A 20,471-nucleotide genomic window follows, 5' to 3' on the forward strand; every position below is an offset into this window, starting at 1 on the left:
ACTATAAAAATACTTAATCTCTTACTATTTTTTGAGAAATAGGAACATTATTAATCGTTCCTGTTACAATATAGGAGCCTTTAGGCAGGTCTGTGATATCCATACTTAAAGCAGTTTTTGTAGGTGATTTTTTGATCACTCTCCTGAAAGAATCATATATTCTGGCATCCGTAATCTCTGATCCAAAAATAATTTCATTTCCTTTTATATACGGATTTTGAACAAATCCTGTTTTGGCATTTCCTTCCAGAGAGAAATCTGCCATATTATTTTCATTATTTCCTGCAATTCTCACAATCCCGGTTGTAGGAGTCGGAGACGGGGCAGGTCCGTCACCTTTAAACTGGTCAGCATTGGAACCATACCCTACAAAATCCAGTAGATTGGAAGAGGAAGGTCCCGGAACCTGTATATTATTATTCGCTAAAGCAATTTTTCCGGAGACCCCTGAGATTCTTATTCCGCTTGATTTATTAAGACTTCCGTCAAAATTAATGACTTTAGTAGCAATAAAATCGGGAGTTGGTAACTCCACAGAACTTCCTGTTATTGCGGCTTCCTGTATCAGATAAGTTTGTTCGGGATTTAAAGTAATATCCGGCAATGTATGGTATTGTGTAAAAGCCCCCACTGCAGGTGCATATTGAATAGTAGCTCCGGATAATGAAACCGGTGCCGAACCTATATTTTTTAAAATGATATAATTATTTTTCAAGATGGCACCTGAGTTCTCATTGCCACCATAGATCTCATTAATCACAATTTGGGCATTGACAAATACAGTCATCAGTACCAGCCCGGCAATAGTAAATGTTTTTTTCATCAGAGTAAACTTTAGTAATAGTTTTCTATTCAAAATCATCAAAAATAGTACCACAGCGTATTGAAAAAATCACCCGCTTCTCGAAGCGGGTGATCTGTATTTCTGTATCCTGAAAAAATTAATCTTTCATAATTTTCTGAGATACCGGCTCACCGTTCAGGGTACCTGTTACAATATAAATTCCTTTAGACAGATCTGCTACATTCAGAGATGTATCCTTTTTTACTGAAGCAGATTTCAGCAATTTTCCGCTGACACTGAAAATTTTAATTTCCGATGGTAATCCGAACTGAATTTCGTTATCTGTCACATGAGAATTCTTTACCAGAGTCTCAGTCTTTACATTTTTAATCTCTGAAACAGCTAAGCTTGAAGCAGTTCCTGAAACAGTAACATTATCTAGTCTTATTGTCCCGCTCCCAGCATAATTGCTTGAATTTATTGCTTTATAAGTACTGGTAGAAGGTTCAAAAACAGAAACGAGCCTGAATCCAAAGCCTGCATTATTATCTGCTGCAGGAATAGAATTTTGAATGGTCGTCCATGCAGTGGGAAGTCCCACTACAGAAGGGCTTCCTACATCCGTCCATGTAGTGCCATCTGTGGTATACTGCATCTGAAAGTACATTGATCCGGTATTTGAACCGGCAATATCCACAGACACCGAAATGCCTGTATATCCTGCAGTACTCACATCAAACTTAAAACCTGCTGTACCGGATGCTGTTCCTTGTGCAGGAAATGAAGTGGCACTCCATGATTTTCCTGATGAGGGATTTCCTGACGGATACTGGGTACCCGAAGCTTTAGTCGTAACAAAACTTGCTGTTCCCGCTCCGGTGGACGGAGTAATATTACCTGCATCAAAATTCCATTGGGTAATTGTTGTCTGGGCAAACATAGCCGATGAGGCTGCTATAGCAAGCCATAGAGAATAAAAGGTTTTCATAAATAATTTTTTTTAAAATTTGCCAGATAAAACTACAAAAAAAGCATCCCCGTCCTTTGGTGATGCTTTAATATTTAATAATAATTTAAAGTTAAATTAAAATCAATTTAACATATTGTTTTTCAATACATTAACCTTTTATTTTAGTATATAAAAAATCATCCGCTTCAATGAAACGGATGATGTATATTTTTATCTAAAAAGAATTAGTCTTTCAATATTTTTTCAGAAACCGGTTGGTTATTGATTGTACCTGTTACGATATAGCTTCCTTTTGTTAATTCAGCAACACTTACCGTTCCGTTTTGTTTTACAGAAGTTGTTTTTACAATTTGTCCGAACATGTTAAAAATTTTCACATCTTTTACGTCAGATCCGAAAATAATTTCATTATTCTTAACCAATGTATTCTTTACAAAGTTTCCTGATTTTGTTTTTTGGATATCAGAAACCGCTAAAGTAGATCCGGCAGCCACAACGATATCATCAATGAAGAATCTGTTACTGGAAGCTACTGCTCCTTCAAATGTAAGAGTTACAGGCCCTGTAGCTCCCGTAATATTTACTGTATAAGTAGAAAATGCTCCTTTTACTAACGTTACATTAGCTTGTCCTAAAGTAGCACCTGTAGCAGAAATATTCAATGTTGTACCTTCACTTGCTCCATTCCATGCTCCTGCTCTGAAAGTTAAAGTTCCGTTTCCTGTTAAGTTGAATGTAGGAGTTGTCACTGTTCCTTTTGCAGAACTCGTTCCTGCTTTAAGACACTGATTTCCTTTGTAAACTTTGGCGAAAGTCCATGCACCGCCCGTTGTGTAAGATGTGCTTCCATCCGAAAATCCGGATGCTGCAACACTTCCGCTCCATCCTGCATCATTTCCGCCTGTTCCTGTTACATCATCAAATGTAGCACTAAAAACGGTTTGAGCAAATACCCCTGTTGCTAATAATACGGTAGCAAAAAAAGAATAAAGTTTTTTCATGATTTAAAATTTTAATAATTATTATTTTTCTCTGCAACAAAATTAACCCTATTTTTTAACTTAATACAATAAATAGGTTAATTTTTTGTTAATAATAGTTGACCCATTGCTGTTAACATTTTTTAAGTATTTTTACGGATTATTTTTACTGGCTTGCGGAATTGTATTGTTCTATTTGTTTTATTTTTCTTAGGCATATTCTCGGGAAATGCCCAGGTATTTTCATGGAAAAATCCGAATGTACCTGAGGACAGCATAAAAAAAGACAGTATTCTCGCTGCAAGGCTTGAACAGGATATTTTCGCAAAAGACACCCTCGACTTTATAAGAACTAACAATAAGATTGTTATCGATGAAGCGGTACTCGCTAAAAATGATAAAAAACGATTTTTAGGGGAACTTAATTCTAAAGGCTCCATTATCCGTGGGATTACGTTTGGGAATAATCAGGGGCAGTCCGTACAGAGTTCTATGGACCTTCAGATCTCGGGCCGGCTGTCAAAAGATGTTACCATTTTAGCGAGTATTTCAGACCATAATCTTCCTATACAAGCGGATGGTTATACTCAGACATTAGAGGAATTCGATAAAATTTATATGCAGCTCAACATCAAGGATAAATCAATCCTCAGAGCCGGGCATTTGGATCTTGTGGAGGCTAAAAATTATTTTGCCAAATATCAGCGAAGAAGTATGGGACTCCAGTTTCAGACGGAATTCGGAAATGAAAATAAAACGTTTGTAGATATTTCCATGGGGGTTGCACGAAGTGAGTTTCATAGAATCCGCTTTCAGGGAATTGAAGGAAACCAGGGACCATACAGGTTGACAGGTAAAAACGGGGAGTTATTTATCACTCTAATTTCCGGTTCGGAGCAGGTATTTATTGATGGTATTTTAATGAAACGCGGGGAAAACCAGGATTATATCATCAACTACAATACGGGGGAAGTTACCTTCACCAGTTTCCGCCCGATTTTCCAGCAGAACTTTATCACCATTTCTTATAACTATGCCAACAGAAATTATTCAAGATATCTGTTTACCGGTAAGCTTGAGCATCAAAGAGAAAAATTCAAAGTGGGCTTCAACTGGTTTATGGAAAATGATAATAAAAATGCTCCGCTTTCCTTGAATCTGTCCAAAGAAGATGAAGAAATTCTGGCCAATGCAGGAAATGATCCCAATCTGATGTATGCTCCGTCCGGAGTTGTCACACCTTATGATGTGAATAAAATATTATACGGCTTAAGATCCGGTACTTCCGGAAATTATTATGAGTTTTCCACAGATCAGAATGAAACGCTGTATCAGGTTTCTTTCACTTATTTTGGAGCAAATCTGGGAGATTATAAAGTATCACAAACGACCAATAACGGGCGTGTCTTTGAGTATATGGGCCCTAATGCGGGAGATTATAAAGCTGTAAGAAAGCTTCCTTCTCCCCAAAAGTCGCAGGTATTCTCTCTTAATTCAGAATATCTGCTGAATGAAGGAAAAATAGGGGCCGATATTTCCCTGAGTAATTATGATATTAATTTATTTTCTTCAAAAGACGCTGATCAGAATCTGGGATATGCGTGGCGTATTTTCGGAAATAAAAGCTTTACCAAAAATAACTGGAGAGGTACTCCAAGTTTTGAGTATCAATATATCGACAGACAATTCCATATTCTTGACCGGATCAATGATGTAGAATTCTCCAGGGATTTTAACCTGGCTCAGGAATTCAACCAGAAGACACAGAACAGATTTATATTCAGCTTTTTAAACAAATGGAATAATAAATCCAGTCTAAATTATCGCATCAATTATTTAAATGAACAGGCATCTTACAAAGGGCTTAAAAACGATTTAGATTTCGGGTGGATTACCGGAAAATTCCTTACAAAAGGGAATTTATCTCTCCTTACCACCAATGCGATTTTACAGGACACTAAATTTATACGGGGGGCTGTTTCAACAGAATATACCGGTAAAAAAGGAAGCTGGGCTATCGGAGGAAGTATGGAACACAATGAAAAGAAGTACAATGACACTCAACTGATGGATGTCACAAGTTTCAGCTGGAAGGAAATCTTTGTTCAAAAGAAAATCGGAGATAGTACCCGGACTAAACTTCTTGCCAAAGTCTATATGAGAGATAACGACTCGGTACGTGATAACAGACTTCAGAATATGAATAATATCCTGGGAGTTATGGCCGAAAGTCAGATTATTAAAAATGAGAAAACGACCTTAAATGCTTTAATACATTACAGAAAATTTTTCTACCAGAATGTAGATGCAGGAGCTACTACCAGAAATAATGACTTCGTTGTCGGAAACATCCTTTACAATCAGCAGCTTTTTAGAAACGGTATGCGACTTCAGGCATTCTATGAACTGGGTAACGGGCAGGAAGCGCAAAGAGAATTTCAATACATTAAGGTAACTGACGGACAGGGTATCTATAAATGGACTGATTATAACGGAGATGGTGTGCAGCAGCTTGATGAATTTGAGATTGCAGAGTATTCTGACCTTGCTCAGTACATCCGTGTTTATACCAATTCTGTGCGTTATATTCCTTCTAATAAAAACAAATTACAGCTTGCCTTATTTGTTAATCCTGCTATTGTTTTTAATTCTGAAAATGCATTTTTAAAACGCTGGAATTTCAATATTTCCCTGAACTCTCAAAACTCATTCTATAAAAAAGACAAGGTGTTAGTGCTTAATCCGTTTGAAAAAAACAGTGACCAAATTCTTAAAAACCAGAATATTTTAACCTCCGTTCAGTTTAATCCCACCGATAAATCAGGGTGGAACGGCAACTACCGTTTTATATCCAATGACAATCTTATCAATGCCAATTTCAGTAACGAAGAACGTGAGCAGACTTCTCATTTCATTAATATAGGATATTGGTTCAATAAAGAATTCAGGGTAGACTGGGAAAATTCACTTCATGATATTAAAAACTCTTCACAGCTTTTCGCCACAAGAGATTACCGTCTCAATAATATTGAAACAAAGCCAAAAGCAACTTATAAATTTACAGACGCCATTCAGACCGAATTTTCTGCAGCTTATCGTAAGAAACAGAGAATAGATGGTGAAGAACTTCTGAAAGCCTTTGATATTACGGGAACAATCCAGTGGGAACGCAGAAAAACGTCTATCAGGGGAAATTTCTCATTTATTAACAATACGTTCACCGGAAACAATTACAGTATTGTAGGAAACCAGATGCTGGACGGTTTAAAGCCCGGAAAGAACCAGGTATGGAGTATATTTATCCAGCAGGCTATTAATTCCTTTATTCAGCTGAACTTAAATTATGAGGGCAGAAATTCCGGAGACCGAACGATTCATATCGGAAGTATGCAGGTCAAAGCCAGCTTCTGATTTCTACCATTATTTTTTTACCATAAAAAAGCCCCGATACCAGTACCGGAGCCTCTATGTGAATTTATAATTTTTATTTTTTAATCACTTTAACAGACTGTGATTCTTTTTCTCCATTCATTTTCAAGACATAAACCCCTGCAGGTAATTTTCTCATATCTACACTGCCTTTTTCAGCATTAATAGTCTCACTGATGACTTTTTGACCTGAGATATTGTAGCCTTCAACATCTTTAATTTTACCGGCTCCATTGATATAAAGATAATCTGTTACCGGATTTGGGTAGAAGCTTACTTTATTATTCTTAGTCATTTCATTCACTGCCAGAACGTTTGCAGTAAATTCAAAAGCACCCAGATCCGGTGTTACGGCATTTCTCGTATTACCATCCGCATCCACGGTCACATCAGCAACTGGTGTCCCTTTATTATCAAGAGCCGTATTGCCGGTAGTGGATAAATGAAAATCAGTAGCGGAAACAAATACCGGAAGAATATTCAGAGAATTCGCATTTCCTCCAAAACCTACCTGAACATCGGTTAATAAAGCTTTTGCAGCATTCCCTATATATCCGAGATTTGTTCCTGAAGAATAATAATCATTATAATTTATAGTTGAAAATACAGTATTTGCTGCTCCTGAATAAATGGCATATTTATCACCGGCTTGTGTCTGGGTATTGACAAAAAGATTATTTCTCACATCAATCGCTCCGGCTGCAGTTACCCCGTTGGTAACATTAAAAGCTGATGGTCTTCCGGAAACCGTCTGGTTAACATTCATTACCACCGTATTATAATATATCTTATAACCAGCCCCTGAACTGATTATAATTCCGTTACCATTATCATTGGTATCCCCACCCAATGAATACCCATTACCGGAAATACCGTTAATCACATTATTTGATACTAAAGTATTTGCAGCAGTACTTGTAGTAGCCAGATAAAGACCTTGTGCCCCGTAACCTCCTGCATTGGTATTTTTTATACCACTTATCTTATTATTATCCACAATCATTCCGGTTGTCTGTGTTCCTCCGGCAAAAATTCCGGCAAAAAGGGTTCCGGTTCCACTGGAATTAAAGTTAGAAATTGTATTTCCCCGTACTGTTACGTTAGCAATAGCAGATGCACCGGTATTTCCAGTAGTAACCGTAATTCCGGATGCTCCTCCGGCACCTGTACCTGTATATCCAAGGTTGGAAATTGTATTGGAGAGAACAGAGGAATTCACTGTTCCCGTTGCAAACCAGATTCCCCTCTTAATTTCTGTGTTCAGCGTTTCAAAATTTCCAATGTTATTATTGCTCACCATTACTCCATCTGCCCCCTGTACGTAAATTCCTGCAAGTCGGTTGGCATCCGTACCTGAAGCTGTAAGGTCATTCCCTGTAATCAGAGTATTAAATCCATTATTTGCACTGATTGCGGCTAATAGATAAATTCCTATATAGGCTTTCTTGATGGAATTATTCCGGATCACTACGTTGCTAAAGTAACCTCCGGTGGGGGAAGCATTTCCATCGTATATTACAAAAGCAGATGAAGTATTGATTCCATTAATAATATTAAGGTTTTTCACAGTAATATTAGTATTCGCCGTCGCAGCAGAAGTTGCTATAAAGGTAAGAACCTGCGGAGCAGTAGTGGAAGTATTGGTAATCGTCAGATCTTTTGTACCTGCTGTAGGATCATTACTTCCGTCCAGTGTTATATTACTTCCCATAATTTTTATCAGTGGTGCACTGGCAATACTTCCGGAAATAGTTGCGGTAACTCCGGTAGCCGGTTTTATCGACAGAGAAGTATAGCTTGCTGTACCTCCGCTTGCATTCAGACTTGCTGTTGCAGTTTCCGTTGTGTTTCCTGTAATACTGATTGTAATTCCTCCTTGATGGGTTCCTGCATTAACGGCATCAAATGCATCTTTTAATGTAGTGTAGGTTCCTGTCGTTGTACCTGCTGTTGCGGATAAACTGACCTGGGCGTGAAAACTGGAGACGGCAATACCTGCCATCAGACAAAATAGAATTTTTCTCATTATTATTAATTTTATTACTAAATGTATAAAAATATTTTCAATAAAAATTGAACTTCAATGAAAATTAATAACTTAAATTGAATTTTAATTAAACGAAAATTCATAAAATACCTTAAATAAACGAATACAAACGAAACACAGGATATTGAAAAAAAATAGTTAAATAGTATTTTTTTAGAATTTCGTAAATTTGCAGCATGATAAAAATAGGCAACATAGAGCTGCCGGAATTTCCACTTTTGCTGGCTCCAATGGAAGATGTAAGTGATCCTCCATTCAGACGTTTATGTAAAATGCATGGCGCAGACCTTATGTATTCGGAATTTATTTCTTCCGAAGGTTTAATACGTGACGCTATGAAGAGCCGAAAGAAACTGGATATTTTCGATTATGAAAGGCCAGTCGGCATACAGATTTTTGGTGGAGACGAAGAAGCGATGTCCTTGTCTGCAAAAATTGTAGAGGCTGTAAACCCGGATCTGGTGGACATCAACTTTGGGTGTCCCGTAAAAAAAGTAGTCTGTAAGGGAGCAGGAGCAGGTGTTTTGAAAGATATAGACCTGATGGTACGTCTTACAAAAGCAGTAGTAAGCTCCACTCATTTGCCGGTAACTGTTAAAACCCGTCTGGGTTGGGACAGTACATCCATCAATATCGATGAAGTAGCAGAACGTTTACAGGAAACAGGAATCAAAGCTTTAACCATTCATGCAAGAACCCGCGCACAAATGTACAAAGGGGAAGCAGACTGGGAACATATCTCAAGAATCAAACAAAATCCTAATATTGAAATCCCTATTTTCGGAAACGGAGATATAGATTCTCCTGAAAAAGCTTTAGAATATAAACAAAAGTATGCATGTGACGGCATTATGATCGGACGTGCGGCCATTGGTTACCCATGGATATTTAACGAAATCAAGCATTTCTTTGAAACCGGCGAACATTTGGCAGCCCCTACTGTTGCTGATCGTTTAGTAGCAGTACGTCAACATGCAGAATGGAGCGTAGAATGGAAGGGAGAAAGATTGGGATTAGTTGAAATGAGACAACACTACAGTAATTATTTCCGCGGAGTTCCTCATTTTAAAGAATTCAGAAAAAAATTCCTTGAAGTGTTTACCCTGGAAGAAATGGATCATCTGATTACAGAAACACAGGCGTTTTACGAAGCTTATCAGGAACAGGTATAAAACAAAAACCATCAAACTTTCATTTGATGGTTTTTTTTATCATTATAAGTGAATTATATTAGTATCCTTCTGCTGAAGATTGATTTTGAATTAATGCTAACGCTGAAGAAGTTCCGATTCTCTTTACTCCCAGACCAATCATTTTTTCTGCATCTTCCGGAGTCCTTACTCCACCGGCAGCTTTTACCGGCAATTTCCCTGCATTATCCAGCATAATCTTTATCCCCTCAAAAGTAGCTCCGTTGGGCTTTCCTTCGGTTGTTACATAAAAACCTGTAGATGATTTCACAAAAATATGAGGAAAATCATGTTCAGTAAAATTCTCTTCTGCCCAAGTAGAAATACTTTTGGTAAGATCAGCAATCTGCTCATCTGACAATGCGGCAATTTCAATAATCCATTTAACAATCTTGTCATGTTTCAGCCCAAGCTGTGTACATTGTACAAACTCTTCTTTTACTAATGCCGTATTTCCCTGAAGATATGCATTATAATTAATCACAAAGTCTAATTCGTCTGCTCCGTCCTCAATTGCTTTTGAAGCTTCAGCCAGCTTTTCATCAATAGAATATGTTCCTTCGTGAAAACCTATTACAGTTCCTACTGCAACATTTGAATTTCTTTCCTGAATATACTTTTTGATATCTGATACGTAATCCGGACGGATCATCACCGCGAAAATACCATTATCAATAGCTTCCTGAGCCAGTTCTTTATCTTTTTGAAGGGTTTCTTCATTTGAAATTCCTGATTGCTCAGGGGTTTTCAAGTACGTTGAATCCAAATATTGGGCTATGTTCATATCGTTATACTTTCAATTGTCTGTAAATACCTTGTTCCAGGGATATAAAAGTTTCTGTTCTTGTTACCCCTTTCAGTTTCTGAAGCTTGCTTAGAATCTGCATCAAATGATCATTATCTTTACAAAGAACTTTCAGAAAAATGGTATAATTCCCTGTAGTATAATGGGCTTCCACTACTTCATTAATATCATGTAAAGACTTTACCACATCAGGATAATGACTGGGCTGATCTAAAAACACACCAATATACGAAATCACCTTATATCCGATTTTTTTAGGATTAAGGAATGATATTGAGTTTTCAATAACTCCGGCATGCTCGAGTTTTTTGATTCTTTGATGTACCGCTGTTGTAGATATTCCAACGTTTTTTGAAATGTGTGCTAAAGATGTTTTAGCATTATCCATCAACATGTAAATAATCTCTTTGTCGATGGAATCTAAATGATAACTTGTGTTGCTCGAATTTTTCATTTTCTACTTTTTTATTATTTATGTTTTTTAAGGTAAGTCTCTAAATTTAACAAAAACCGGGAAGTGATCACTATATCCTCCCAAATACCGAGTCCCTGCATAGGTACGGAATGGCCTGCCTTCAAACATTCTGGTTCTGCTGCTTAATTTTTCAGAATTAAATATACAGGCCTCCTGAAAGGCAAGTATCTTATTGTCAAGAAAAGATCTCGACATGATAATCTGATCGTACAACAATCCAGACTTATAATGAAAAGTAGAATAATTTCTTGTAGAATACAACTTTTGAAAAGGATTCATTAAAACCTTCTCATGATCGTTGTCATAGAGAATTTTAACTAAATTTTCATCATCCGGGTTTTCGTTGAAATCACCACACAATATAACATGTTCCTTATCATCATTTACTATTTTCATCATCCGTTCCCGGATCTCATTCAATATAAAGGCTCTTTTGGGTTTATTGATATCTTTTTCACGCTTTGAGGGAAGGTGCGCGATAAAGACATTAATAATTTCCCCTTTATATTTTATTTTAGAAAAAAGTACATCTCTGGTTGTGTCGTAATTTCCTGTGTTTTTATTTGATATTTCAAAAAAGAAAGTAATGGTTTCGGAATCGATTACCTCTACTTTATTTTTATCGTATAACATGGCTACATCCACCTTTCTTTCATCCATAGAATTGTAATGTACAATTCCAAATTCTGAATTAAAAGGTTCCATTTCTACAAGGTCTTCTAAAACTTTCCTTCCGGAAACCTCAGCAAGTCCTATTATAAATGGCATCGCACCGTTATCCTCCTTCATCAATTGAAACGCATGAGAAATCTTAAAAAGTTTATTTTTATATCTCCTTTCGTCCCAGCTTCTTAAACCTGATTTCGTAGGATCCAATTTATGGACAGGTTTCGGATCAGGCAAAAATAAATTTTCAACATTATAAAAAGAGAACAGTTCCATCAACACAAATTTCTTTAATTAGCATGTTCTTTTCTCAATCGTCAAATTATTTATTTTATTAAATTCCTTTAACCTGCTTCAATAAATCCCTAACAAGAAATCCATCAAATATACCAAAAAATATCATCAGAAAAAACTGAGATAAATTAATTATTCAACAATTTTCTCATTTAAATTCATATATTTAAAATGAGACAGCAGGTGAATTTTTTAAAAAACAAAATAAAATTTTAACTTTAATCTAAAAACACTAATTTTTTTCTAAATGAGAATTTATATAACAAATATTATTCCATTTCACGACCTGACCAAAAGAATATATTAAAAAAATATTAAAATGTTAATTTGATCACTTAGATTATTTTTTAAAGTAAATCAGGACGTTTTTCTTTTGTTATTCTTACGGCCTCATCATGTCGCCATTCTTCAATTTTCGCAAAATTCCCACTTAAAAGTACTTTGGGAACCTCCAGACCTTTATAGCTTTCAGGCCTTGTATAGATGGGTGGTGAAAGTAAATCATCCTGAAAGCTGTCTGTCAAAGCACTTTGCTCGTCATTTAAAACCCCTGGAAGTAATCGGATCACTGAATCTGCAAGAACACAGGCAGCCAGTTCTCCTCCGGTAAGAACATAATCTCCTATTGAGATTTCTTTGGTAATATGAAGGTCTCTTACTCTTTGATCAATTCCTTTATAATGACCACATAGGAAGATGAGGTTATTTTTAATAGAAAGTGTATTGGCTATTTTCTGGTTCAGCGTCACTCCGTCTGGTGTCAGATAAATCACCTCATCATATGCCCTTTGGGATTTCAATTCTGAAATACATTTATCCAACGGCTCTACCATCATCACCATTCCCGCTCCGCCTCCATAAGGCTCATCATCAATTTGTCTGTGCTTATTGATTGCCCAGTCTCTCAGGTGATGAAAATGGACTTCAGCCAGTCCTTTATCCATCGCTCTCTTCAAAATAGAAGTTTTAAACGGACTTTCCATCAATTCCGGAAGTACGCTTATTATATCAATTCTCATTGTAATGTTCCGTTTTTCTTTGTAGGTATAATAATTAATCTTAAAGATGAATCTTTATTGAAATAGCTCCACATCCAGTTGAAGAATATGGCCAGCTTATTTCGAACGCTCAAAATTAACATTAAATGGAGAAACATCCAGAAATACCAGGCTAAAAATCCCTGAAATTTTATAAAGGGTAAGTCAACAACGGCTCTGTGCTTTCCAATAGTCGCTAATGAGCCTTTATCGTCATATTCATATTCTTTCCATTCGGAAGGGGTTTTCTTTAAAAGGTTTCTCCCTAAATTTTTAGCCTGATTAATGGCCACATTCGCTACCTGCGGATGTCCTTGCGGATATTTTGGAGTTTCCATATAGGCAATATCTCCGATAGCATAAATATTATCGTACCCTTTTATTTTATTATACCGGTCTACTATATATCTGTTTCTGACTAATTTTTCTTCCGGAAAACCATCGATAACATTTCCTGTAACACCTGCCGCCCAAATCACATTATTTGACGGAATTTCTTTTCCGCTTTTCAGGTATACCTTATCGCCGTCGTATTCTGTAACAATCTCACCACTCATGAATGTGACTCCAAGATCTTTAAGGTATTTTTCAGATTTTTCCTGGGCTTCGGCACTCATTACAGCCAGGGGTTTTTCTGTAGAACTTACCAGAATAATTTTCAGATGATCGAAATTCATATAAGGATAATCCCTCGGAAGAATTTCTTTTTTCATTTCTGCAAAAGCGCCCGCCAATTCTACTCCGGTAGGACCACTTCCTACGATGACGATATTCCAGTTTCCGTCATCACTGCGGCTCTTTTCAATAATCAGTTTTTCAAAGGTCATCAGAACATGATTTCTTATTCCGATTGCTTCCTGGGTATTCTTCATTCCGAAAGCTTTACTTTCAAGATCCTTATTACCGAAGAAATTAGTTTTACAGCCTGTTGCAATGATAAGTTTGTCATAAGTAAACTCGGCTTCGTCAGTAATCACTTTGTGATGTACCGGATCAATTTCTTTCACCTCGGTCATACGAAACTGAGTGTTTCTGGACTGCTGAAAAATCTTTCTGAAAGGGAAGGAAATATTGGAAGGTTCTATCCTTCCTGAGGCCACCTGATAAAAAAGCGGCTGAAACATATGATGATTCACCCGGTCCAGAACAATTACTTTTTTGTTCTTGTTATTCAATGTTTTTGCAAGCTGCAGCCCCGCAAATCCTCCTCCGATAATGATGATTTTTTCGCGTGTTTCCATAATACACAAATTTACTGATTTTATTTAGCATTTAGCAGTGAAAAAAGTTAGTTTTGCAAAACTTTATGACACCGAAAAAGTACACCAAAAAAACTGCCAAACAGGTTCACAAAAACAGACGGAAGAATTATTTTTTCCGCAGAAAAGTGATATTGGCGATTCTGATTCTGGCTTTAATAGGTACAGGCTTCTATTTAAAACAGTCTGTCAGTTATTATTATGCACTGTACTTTAATAAATTCATTCATAAAAAACTTCACAACACGGAGAAGGAAGCACTGAGGATTCAAAAAATCCTTACCAGCAATCTGGATAAAACGTATGGTTTTGATATTTCCCACTATCAGAACAAAGAAGACATCAAATGGGACAGTTTAAGTATCGGAAACAAAACCATTCCATTAGAATTTGTTGTGATGCGTGCCACTATGGGAAACCGCACAGCAGATAAACATTTTGATGATTTTTGGGAAAAAGCGAAAAAACATGAGCTGATCCGCGGAGCTTATCACTTTTACAGAGCCGATGAAGACCCTGTCATTCAGGCGAATAATTTCCTGGCCAATGTAAAGCTGGAAGGAGGAGACCTCCCTCCTATTCTGGATATAGAAAAAATTCCCAAACGCAAAACCAATAAGAAACTGATAGAAGACCTTAAAGTATGGTGTAAAATTGTGGAAGAAACTTATGGTCAGAAACCAATCATCTACACCTATTATCATTATTATAAAGATTTTCTGAAAGGTGAATTTGATGACTATCCCCTATGGCTGGCCAATTATAATGATGTTCCGTCTCCTTCACCGGATGACCGATGGGATTTCTGGCAGTTTACAGAAAACGGAATTGTTCACGGCATCAACGCCAAAGTAGATCTGAATATTTATAATGGAAACTCCTGGTCCCTGAAAAGACTAACACTGGATTAGTAAAAAGAAACGAAGATGGAAGCTGGAAGTTTTTTGATATATTAAAACAACTTCCATCTCCTCACTTTCCATCTTTAACTTTTCCCTAAAAACCTGAAAATATCTGCATTAAGTTCATCCGGTCTTTCATAAGGAACCATATGGGTAGTATCCTTATAAATTTTCAACTCTGCATTGGGAATTTGCTTTGAAAGAAATTCTGAATGATCCGGTTTAATCACATCTCTATCTCCAGCAATCACCAATACCGGACTTTTTATAGTATTTAGATCCTTTTTATTAATATTAGGCTGTGTAAGCATTATTTTTAAAAGCCTGCGTTCATTGAGGGTTTCAGCAGGAGCCATTTGAATTAACTGCTTCATTTGTGTATTGAACCGCTCGATAATTCCATTTTCTACCCCTTCAGGAAAAGCATTCGCTCCGATGGTCACCAGCTTTTTAAGACTTTCCGGATACTTTAATGCAAATTCAAGTCCTGTATTTCCTCCATCACTCCAACCAACAATGTTTATTTTATCAAGCTTCAGATTATCTGTTAAGGCCTTTACATCGTCTGCAAACAATTTATAGGTGAAATCTTTTTTTGATGTATCGATACTTTTCCCCTGTCCTCTTGTATCTATTACAATTACTTTATACTGCTTGGACAGAATGGGAATTTGTTGATAAAAATCCTTTATACTTCCTGAATTTCCGTGAAGCAAAACCAGAGGTTCACCTTCGCCATATATTTCATAATACAGATGAGTATCTTTCAATTTCAGATAATTTCCGGCAGATTGATTTTTGCCATATATTGACTGATCTGCTTCCTGTATATTTTGTGTATTATCGCGTAACCAATTGGAAGTAATATCATCTGTATAAGCATTATCATCCTTAGCATTATTTTTATCCACTTTCACATCAACATTGATAGCAGGTGCAGCAATGCTCATCTTCATCCAATCTCCATAAAATTCTCTGATAAATCCTGTTCTGAACAGTGCAGCACTGATTTTAATCTTTCCTTCAAATCTTTTCAAAAATTGTATTCCGACAAAAAACTTTCCCTGAACCCAAATATTCCGATCATTAACGTCCAATGTATATGTTCCGTCCTTAATCATATCTTCAGTAAGTTCAACAGTGATTTCTTCATCCAGAATATTTTTATCCGGATACCCATTTTTTTCACCATAAATACTATACCGCATCAGAACAGGTTCATTTGACACATAACTGGCTATATTCAGATTGATATTTTTTATCTTAGAACGTTTTTTAGCATTAAACTCTAGGGCGGTTTCACCCAGAAAATTACCATTGTCCATCCCTGGATTTACAAGATATATAACAGTCTTTGTTTTGGTATTGACCCCCCAGTTTTTATCAACCAGTTTTTTAGGCTTAATAGCAATTTCTTTAAGATTTTTAATTTTTTCTTTTAAAAATAGGTTCTGCTGGTCATGTTTTTTAAAATCCTGTATTGTTTCTTCATACAGCTCATAGCCAGGCACTTCTATTTTTATTTTTTGTTGGGCTTCCAGTTTGGATAGATCGATTGAAAATTTTCCTTTTTCATCGGAGATGACTCCGATATCTTTCTTTTCAACCCCGATTTTTACATAAGGAATGGGTTGATTTTCGTTTTTAGACATCACCGTCCCTGAAATAACCTGGGCGTGAAAAGAGCAAGCAGTAAAAACGAATAATAAGGTATTAAATTTTATCATGGTAAAAGTTTATGCAAACTTATTTATTTTTGGCTGGTAAAATTCTTAATACCTTATTAAAATCATCTTTTTTTTAGTTAAAATACTTACAAATAATAGTCTTTCATCTTAGTGAAAACTCTTTGTTAAAGAACATTCATAACTTCATCCCACGAAGAGACTCTTTTATACGTCTCATTTTCAATAAGTTCATTATGAGGCTGGGTGAAAATTAATCTTTTTCCTGAAAAATGATCCAGATTCTTTGGATAATCATCAATCATTACATCTCCTGAAACGACTCTTTTACTTCCGCAAAGCACAATCTGTTCCCAGGTAATGAACGGAAAATGCTCTGCGAGCCAGTCATATTTTTCTCTCAGGCTGTTGGGAAATTCCATTCCTGCAGAAACAATATACAGTTCATACTTGTTATTAAGATACTCCAGTGCTTCACGGCTGCCTTTCATTACGGGTAGCGTTCTGAAAAATCCCAGTTCGTTAACATGTTTTTTACCATTCGGGAAAGCTTCTATTTCAGGCTTTCCGGTGAGTTCTTTTATTTCAATCTCTCTTCCGGTGTCTCTTTTTTCAAATTGTATAAGCTGATGGTATACATCTGCCATTACCCCGTCCATATCAACAATTACTTTTTTCATACTACAAATCAGATTTTACATACTGTGTTACAGTGATTTTTTTAACCTCATTCAAATGTACTAATTAGTTTTCCCGGACAGCTTATGAAAACTATTAAAAAATTTTAAATATCATTTTAACAATAGCGGACCGGAAATTTTTCTGGCTACATTTTCGTACTTTTGCGGTCAATTCAAAATCAATCATCAATTCCAATGAATTACGTTTCTGCTGAAAACCTTACCAAATCCTACGGGATCAAAGTTTTGTTTGAAAACATTTCTTTTCACATCAATGAAGGCGACAAAATCGCTATTGTTGCTAAAAACGGAAGTGGAAAATCCACCCTTCTGAAAATATTAATGGGTAAAGAAATTGCAGACAGCGGTACTGTGATCATTAATAAAGATATTCAGGTGGTATTATTTGACCAGGAAATAGACTATAACCCTAGCCTGAGCATTGAAGAATTCATGATGACACTGGATTCCAAGCCGATCCTTGCTCTTAAAAATTATCACAAGTCTCTTCACTCCACTGATTCTGATTTTATTGAAAAAGCATTAGCCGATATGGAATCCCACAAAGCATGGGACCTTGAGAATGAAATGAAACAGATTCTCTCCCAGCTGAAGATCACTGATCTGGATGCTAAAATGGGAACACTTTCAGGGGGACAGATCAAACGTGTTGCTCTCGCTAAGCTCCTTACGGAAACCAGAGCTGAACATAAACACACTCTACTGATCATGGATGAACCTACCAACCACCTTGATGTGGATATGGTAGAATGGCTTGAGAACTATCTGAATAAGGCCAAAATAACTTTATTACTTGTGACCCACGACCGGTATTTTCTGGACAGCGTCTGCGATATGATCTGGGAAATGGAGGACAGGAATCTGTATGTTCATAATGGCTCATATGCTACTTATCTTGAAAATAAGATGATCCGTGAAGAAAACCTTTCCGCAACAATTGATAAAGCAAATAATCTTTACAGAAAGGAACTGGAATGGATGCGAAGACAGCCTAAAGCCAGAACCACGAAGTCAAAGAGCAGAATCGATGCGTTTTTTGAAACGGAAAAAGTAGCAAAAACCGATACCAGAAAACAGGGACTGGAACTTGATTTCGAGATGAAACGTCTGGGAAATAAAATTCTTGAACTGAAACATATCGATAAAAGCTTTGGAGATAAAGTCCTGCTTAAAGATTTCAGCTACCAGTTTCAACGTGGAGAAAAAATCGGAATCATCGGAAAAAACGGAGCCGGTAAATCTACTCTGTTAAATATTATCCAGGGATTCGAAAAAGCAGACAAAGGGGAAATTGAAACGGGAGAAACGATTTCTTTTGGTTATTTTTCTCAAAAAGGTCTTACTTATAAAGAAGATGAACGTGTCATTGATTTTATTAAAGAAATTGCCGAGTTTTATCCTTTAGCTAACGGAAAAAGTCTTTCCGCATCACAGTTTTTAAGATTATTCTTATTCGATGATCAGTCTCAATACTCCCCTATTTCAAAGCTTTCGGGTGGGGAGAAGAGAAGGCTCCACCTGATGTATATATTGTATCAGAATCCTAACTTTTTGATTTTTGATGAACCTACGAATGATCTGGATTTACCTACTTTAACGGTTCTTGAAAACTTTCTGCAACAATTTCAGGGTTCTTTAATTATCGTTTCTCACGACAGGTATTTTATGGACAGAATTATAGACCATGTGCTGGCTTTTGAAGGAGATGGTAAAATAAAAGATTTCGTAGGGAACTTTTCAGAATACCGTGAGGCTAAAAGCCGCGAAGATGCTTTGGAAAAAAATACAACGGTAAAACCGGAACCTGTAAAAGAAACAGTTGCTGTACAGGATAATACCCAGACCGCTAATTCTAAAAAAAGAAAGCTGACCTTTAAGGAACAAAGAGAGCTGGAAACTATCGAAAAAGAAATGCCCGAACTGGAAGAACAGCGTGCAAAGATCTTAGAGCTTCTTAATAACGAAGCTGATTATGAAAAGATTGCCCAGCTTTCTGCCGATCTGGAATCTGTTTCCGGAAAACTGGAAGAGCATGAAATGAGATGGCTGGAAATTCAGGAGTTGTTATAAAAATGGGACGTTCTGAATTATAAACCGGAAAGGCTGTAGAGTCTGCAGCTCAAAAGTATATTGATACTTCAAACCTGTTTATAGTTCAGAATGCACCTACCATTTACAATTGAATGATTTTTTCTTTTTTTACACTTTCAAGCGAAGCATCTATAATTTTCATATTCTGAATAACTTCTCTTCCCGGTGAGGGTAAAGCATATCCAAAAACAATATGCTCATAGATCTGCTGGTAATAATCCATATAATTTCCTGCTTCACTTGAAGTCAGAATCCTTTCTGTTTCGGAGTTTTCATTTAAAAAGTTTAAAATTCCGTCCGGCTGCTTCAGGGGCATTGTCCATTCTTCGCCATATACCGGAATTGCTCCTGCTACCAATTCATTTTCCTGATTATCTGTTCTTTCATGCAAGAAGCTTCCTCTGTCTCCGTGTATACTATATGCGTAATGGGCTTCTTTAGTAAAAACAGAAGATTTCAGTCTTACCCTTAGATTGTTTTTATAGTATAAAAGAATTTCAAAATAATCATTAGCAAACTCGGGACCTTTCATAGAAAATACATCTGCGAAAAGTTTTTCCGGATATCCGAAATACTGTACAGCCTGATCCACGAGGTGTGATCCTAAATCATGAAGTGATCCTGAACCGGTCTGATGAGGATTTTCTTTATGCTGTTTTCCGCTAGGTGTTGTTCGGAATCTGTCAAAACGAATTTCGGCTTCTTTAATATTTCCTAGTTTTCCTTCATTTAAAATTTTCTGAACCTGTAAAAAATCGCGGTCAAATCTTCGGTTCTGATATACGCTCAAAAACAGTCCTCTTTCTTCGGCAAGCTCTACCAGCTTTTCTGCTTCTGAAACATTTACTGTAAAAGGTTTTTCAACGATAATATTTTTGCCTGCTTCCAGCGCTTTCTTTGCATATTCATAATGCGTCTGAACGGGAGTATTAATAATCACCAGTTCGATATCCTCCTGTTTGAGCATATCTTCTACCGAGCGATAGATTGTCGCTTCAGAATATTTTTCTTTGGATTCTTCTTTACTTCTTTCTACTACAGCAGAAATGAAAAACCCCGGATGTTCCTTTAAAAAGGGAGCATGAAATACTTTCCCACTCATTCCAAAGGCACAAAGCCCTGCTTTTACCAATTGCATAATTTTATTTTTCAACAA

The 20,471-nt window shown here is 36.5% G+C and carries 16 protein-coding genes; 4 read left to right on the forward strand and 12 right to left on the reverse strand.

What is annotated here, in order from left to right; all coding sequences use genetic code 11:
• Window positions 1–13: 13 nt before the first annotated feature.
• The 3 genes from JO178_RS16685 to JO178_RS16695 form a co-directional block, all read right to left on the reverse strand.
• Complete coding sequence (locus tag JO178_RS16685) at window positions 14–823, reverse strand: lamin tail domain-containing protein (protein ID WP_291938310.1); 810 nt, start codon at window positions 821–823, stop codon at window positions 14–16.
• 118 nt (window positions 824–941) lie between these two features.
• Entirely contained in the window at window positions 942–1,772 is an 831-nt protein-coding gene (locus JO178_RS16690) for a T9SS type A sorting domain-containing protein (RefSeq protein ID WP_291938312.1), read from the reverse strand.
• 206 nt (window positions 1,773–1,978) lie between these two features.
• Window positions 1,979–2,755: a T9SS type A sorting domain-containing protein gene (locus JO178_RS16695; RefSeq protein WP_291938314.1), complete on the reverse strand. Its 777-nt coding sequence runs from the start codon at window positions 2,753–2,755 to the stop codon at window positions 1,979–1,981.
• A gap of 153 nt (window positions 2,756–2,908) precedes the next feature.
• On the opposite strand from JO178_RS16695, the gene JO178_RS16700 reads away from it, so the two are divergent.
• Window positions 2,909–6,145 (forward strand): hypothetical protein, encoded by a 3,237-nt coding sequence (locus JO178_RS16700; protein ID WP_291938316.1) that lies wholly within the window; start codon window positions 2,909–2,911, stop codon window positions 6,143–6,145.
• Window positions 6,146–6,218: 73 nt separating this feature from the next.
• Here the strand turns inward: JO178_RS16700 and JO178_RS16705 are convergent, their stop codons facing one another.
• On the reverse strand, window positions 6,219–8,189 hold the full coding sequence (locus JO178_RS16705; RefSeq protein WP_291938318.1) for a T9SS type A sorting domain-containing protein: 1,971 nt from the start codon (window positions 8,187–8,189) through the stop codon (window positions 6,219–6,221).
• Between the two features lie 197 nt (window positions 8,190–8,386).
• Here JO178_RS16705 and dusB point away from each other — a divergent pair, with 197 nt between their 5' ends.
• Entirely contained in the window at window positions 8,387–9,382 is a 996-nt protein-coding gene (gene dusB / locus JO178_RS16710) for a tRNA dihydrouridine synthase DusB (protein ID WP_291938320.1), read from the forward strand.
• A 58-nt stretch (window positions 9,383–9,440) separates the two neighbouring features.
• On the opposite strand, the gene deoC is transcribed toward dusB, so the two are convergent.
• The 5 genes from deoC to JO178_RS16735 all read right to left on the reverse strand — a co-directional run bounded on the left by deoC (window position 9,441) and on the right by JO178_RS16735 (window position 13,918).
• Window positions 9,441–10,184, reverse strand: coding sequence for a deoxyribose-phosphate aldolase (deoC, locus tag JO178_RS16715; RefSeq protein WP_291938322.1), 744 nt, complete (start codon window positions 10,182–10,184; stop codon window positions 9,441–9,443).
• A gap of 4 nt (window positions 10,185–10,188) precedes the next feature.
• The gene (locus JO178_RS16720) at window positions 10,189–10,659 is read right to left on the reverse strand and encodes an Lrp/AsnC ligand binding domain-containing protein (protein ID WP_047490188.1); all 471 of its coding nucleotides are present in this window, start codon (window positions 10,657–10,659) and stop codon (window positions 10,189–10,191) included.
• Window positions 10,660–10,686: 27 nt separating this feature from the next.
• Window positions 10,687–11,622 (reverse strand): endonuclease, encoded by a 936-nt coding sequence (locus JO178_RS16725; protein ID WP_291938328.1) that lies wholly within the window; start codon window positions 11,620–11,622, stop codon window positions 10,687–10,689.
• A gap of 365 nt (window positions 11,623–11,987) precedes the next feature.
• On the reverse strand, window positions 11,988–12,659 hold the full coding sequence (gene trmD, locus JO178_RS16730; RefSeq protein WP_291938330.1) for a tRNA (guanosine(37)-N1)-methyltransferase TrmD: 672 nt from the start codon (window positions 12,657–12,659) through the stop codon (window positions 11,988–11,990).
• Window positions 12,656–13,918: an NAD(P)/FAD-dependent oxidoreductase gene (locus tag JO178_RS16735; RefSeq protein ID WP_291938331.1), complete on the reverse strand. Its 1,263-nt coding sequence runs from the start codon at window positions 13,916–13,918 to the stop codon at window positions 12,656–12,658. Before JO178_RS16735 ends, trmD begins: the two co-directional genes overlap by 4 nt.
• Before the next feature lie 65 nt (window positions 13,919–13,983).
• Between JO178_RS16735 and JO178_RS16740 the strand changes: the two genes are divergently transcribed.
• On the forward strand, window positions 13,984–14,847 hold the full coding sequence (locus JO178_RS16740; RefSeq protein ID WP_291938332.1) for a GH25 family lysozyme: 864 nt from the start codon (window positions 13,984–13,986) through the stop codon (window positions 14,845–14,847).
• A 74-nt stretch (window positions 14,848–14,921) separates the two neighbouring features.
• Here JO178_RS16740 and JO178_RS16745 read toward each other — a convergent pair whose 3' ends face one another.
• Both JO178_RS16745 and JO178_RS16750 read right to left on the reverse strand, forming a co-directional pair.
• Window positions 14,922–16,565 (reverse strand): alpha/beta fold hydrolase, encoded by a 1,644-nt coding sequence (locus JO178_RS16745; protein ID WP_291938334.1) that lies wholly within the window; start codon window positions 16,563–16,565, stop codon window positions 14,922–14,924.
• Window positions 16,566–16,690: 125 nt separating this feature from the next.
• Entirely contained in the window at window positions 16,691–17,203 is a 513-nt protein-coding gene (locus JO178_RS16750) for a 5'(3')-deoxyribonucleotidase (protein WP_291938335.1), read from the reverse strand.
• 195 nt (window positions 17,204–17,398) lie between these two features.
• Here JO178_RS16750 and JO178_RS16755 point away from each other — a divergent pair, with 195 nt between their 5' ends.
• Window positions 17,399–19,294, forward strand: a complete 1,896-nt coding sequence (locus JO178_RS16755) for an ABC-F family ATP-binding cassette domain-containing protein (RefSeq protein ID WP_291938337.1) — start codon at window positions 17,399–17,401, stop codon at window positions 19,292–19,294.
• Window positions 19,295–19,397: 103 nt separating this feature from the next.
• Here JO178_RS16755 and JO178_RS16760 read toward each other — a convergent pair whose 3' ends face one another.
• Window positions 19,398–20,453 (reverse strand): Gfo/Idh/MocA family oxidoreductase, encoded by a 1,056-nt coding sequence (locus JO178_RS16760; RefSeq protein ID WP_291938340.1) that lies wholly within the window; start codon window positions 20,451–20,453, stop codon window positions 19,398–19,400.
• Window positions 20,454–20,471: the final 18 nt, after the last annotated feature.

The sequence above is a fragment of the Chryseobacterium sp. genome, from assembly GCF_019236175.1.
Taxonomy (GTDB): Bacteria; Bacteroidota; Bacteroidia; order Flavobacteriales; family Weeksellaceae; genus Chryseobacterium.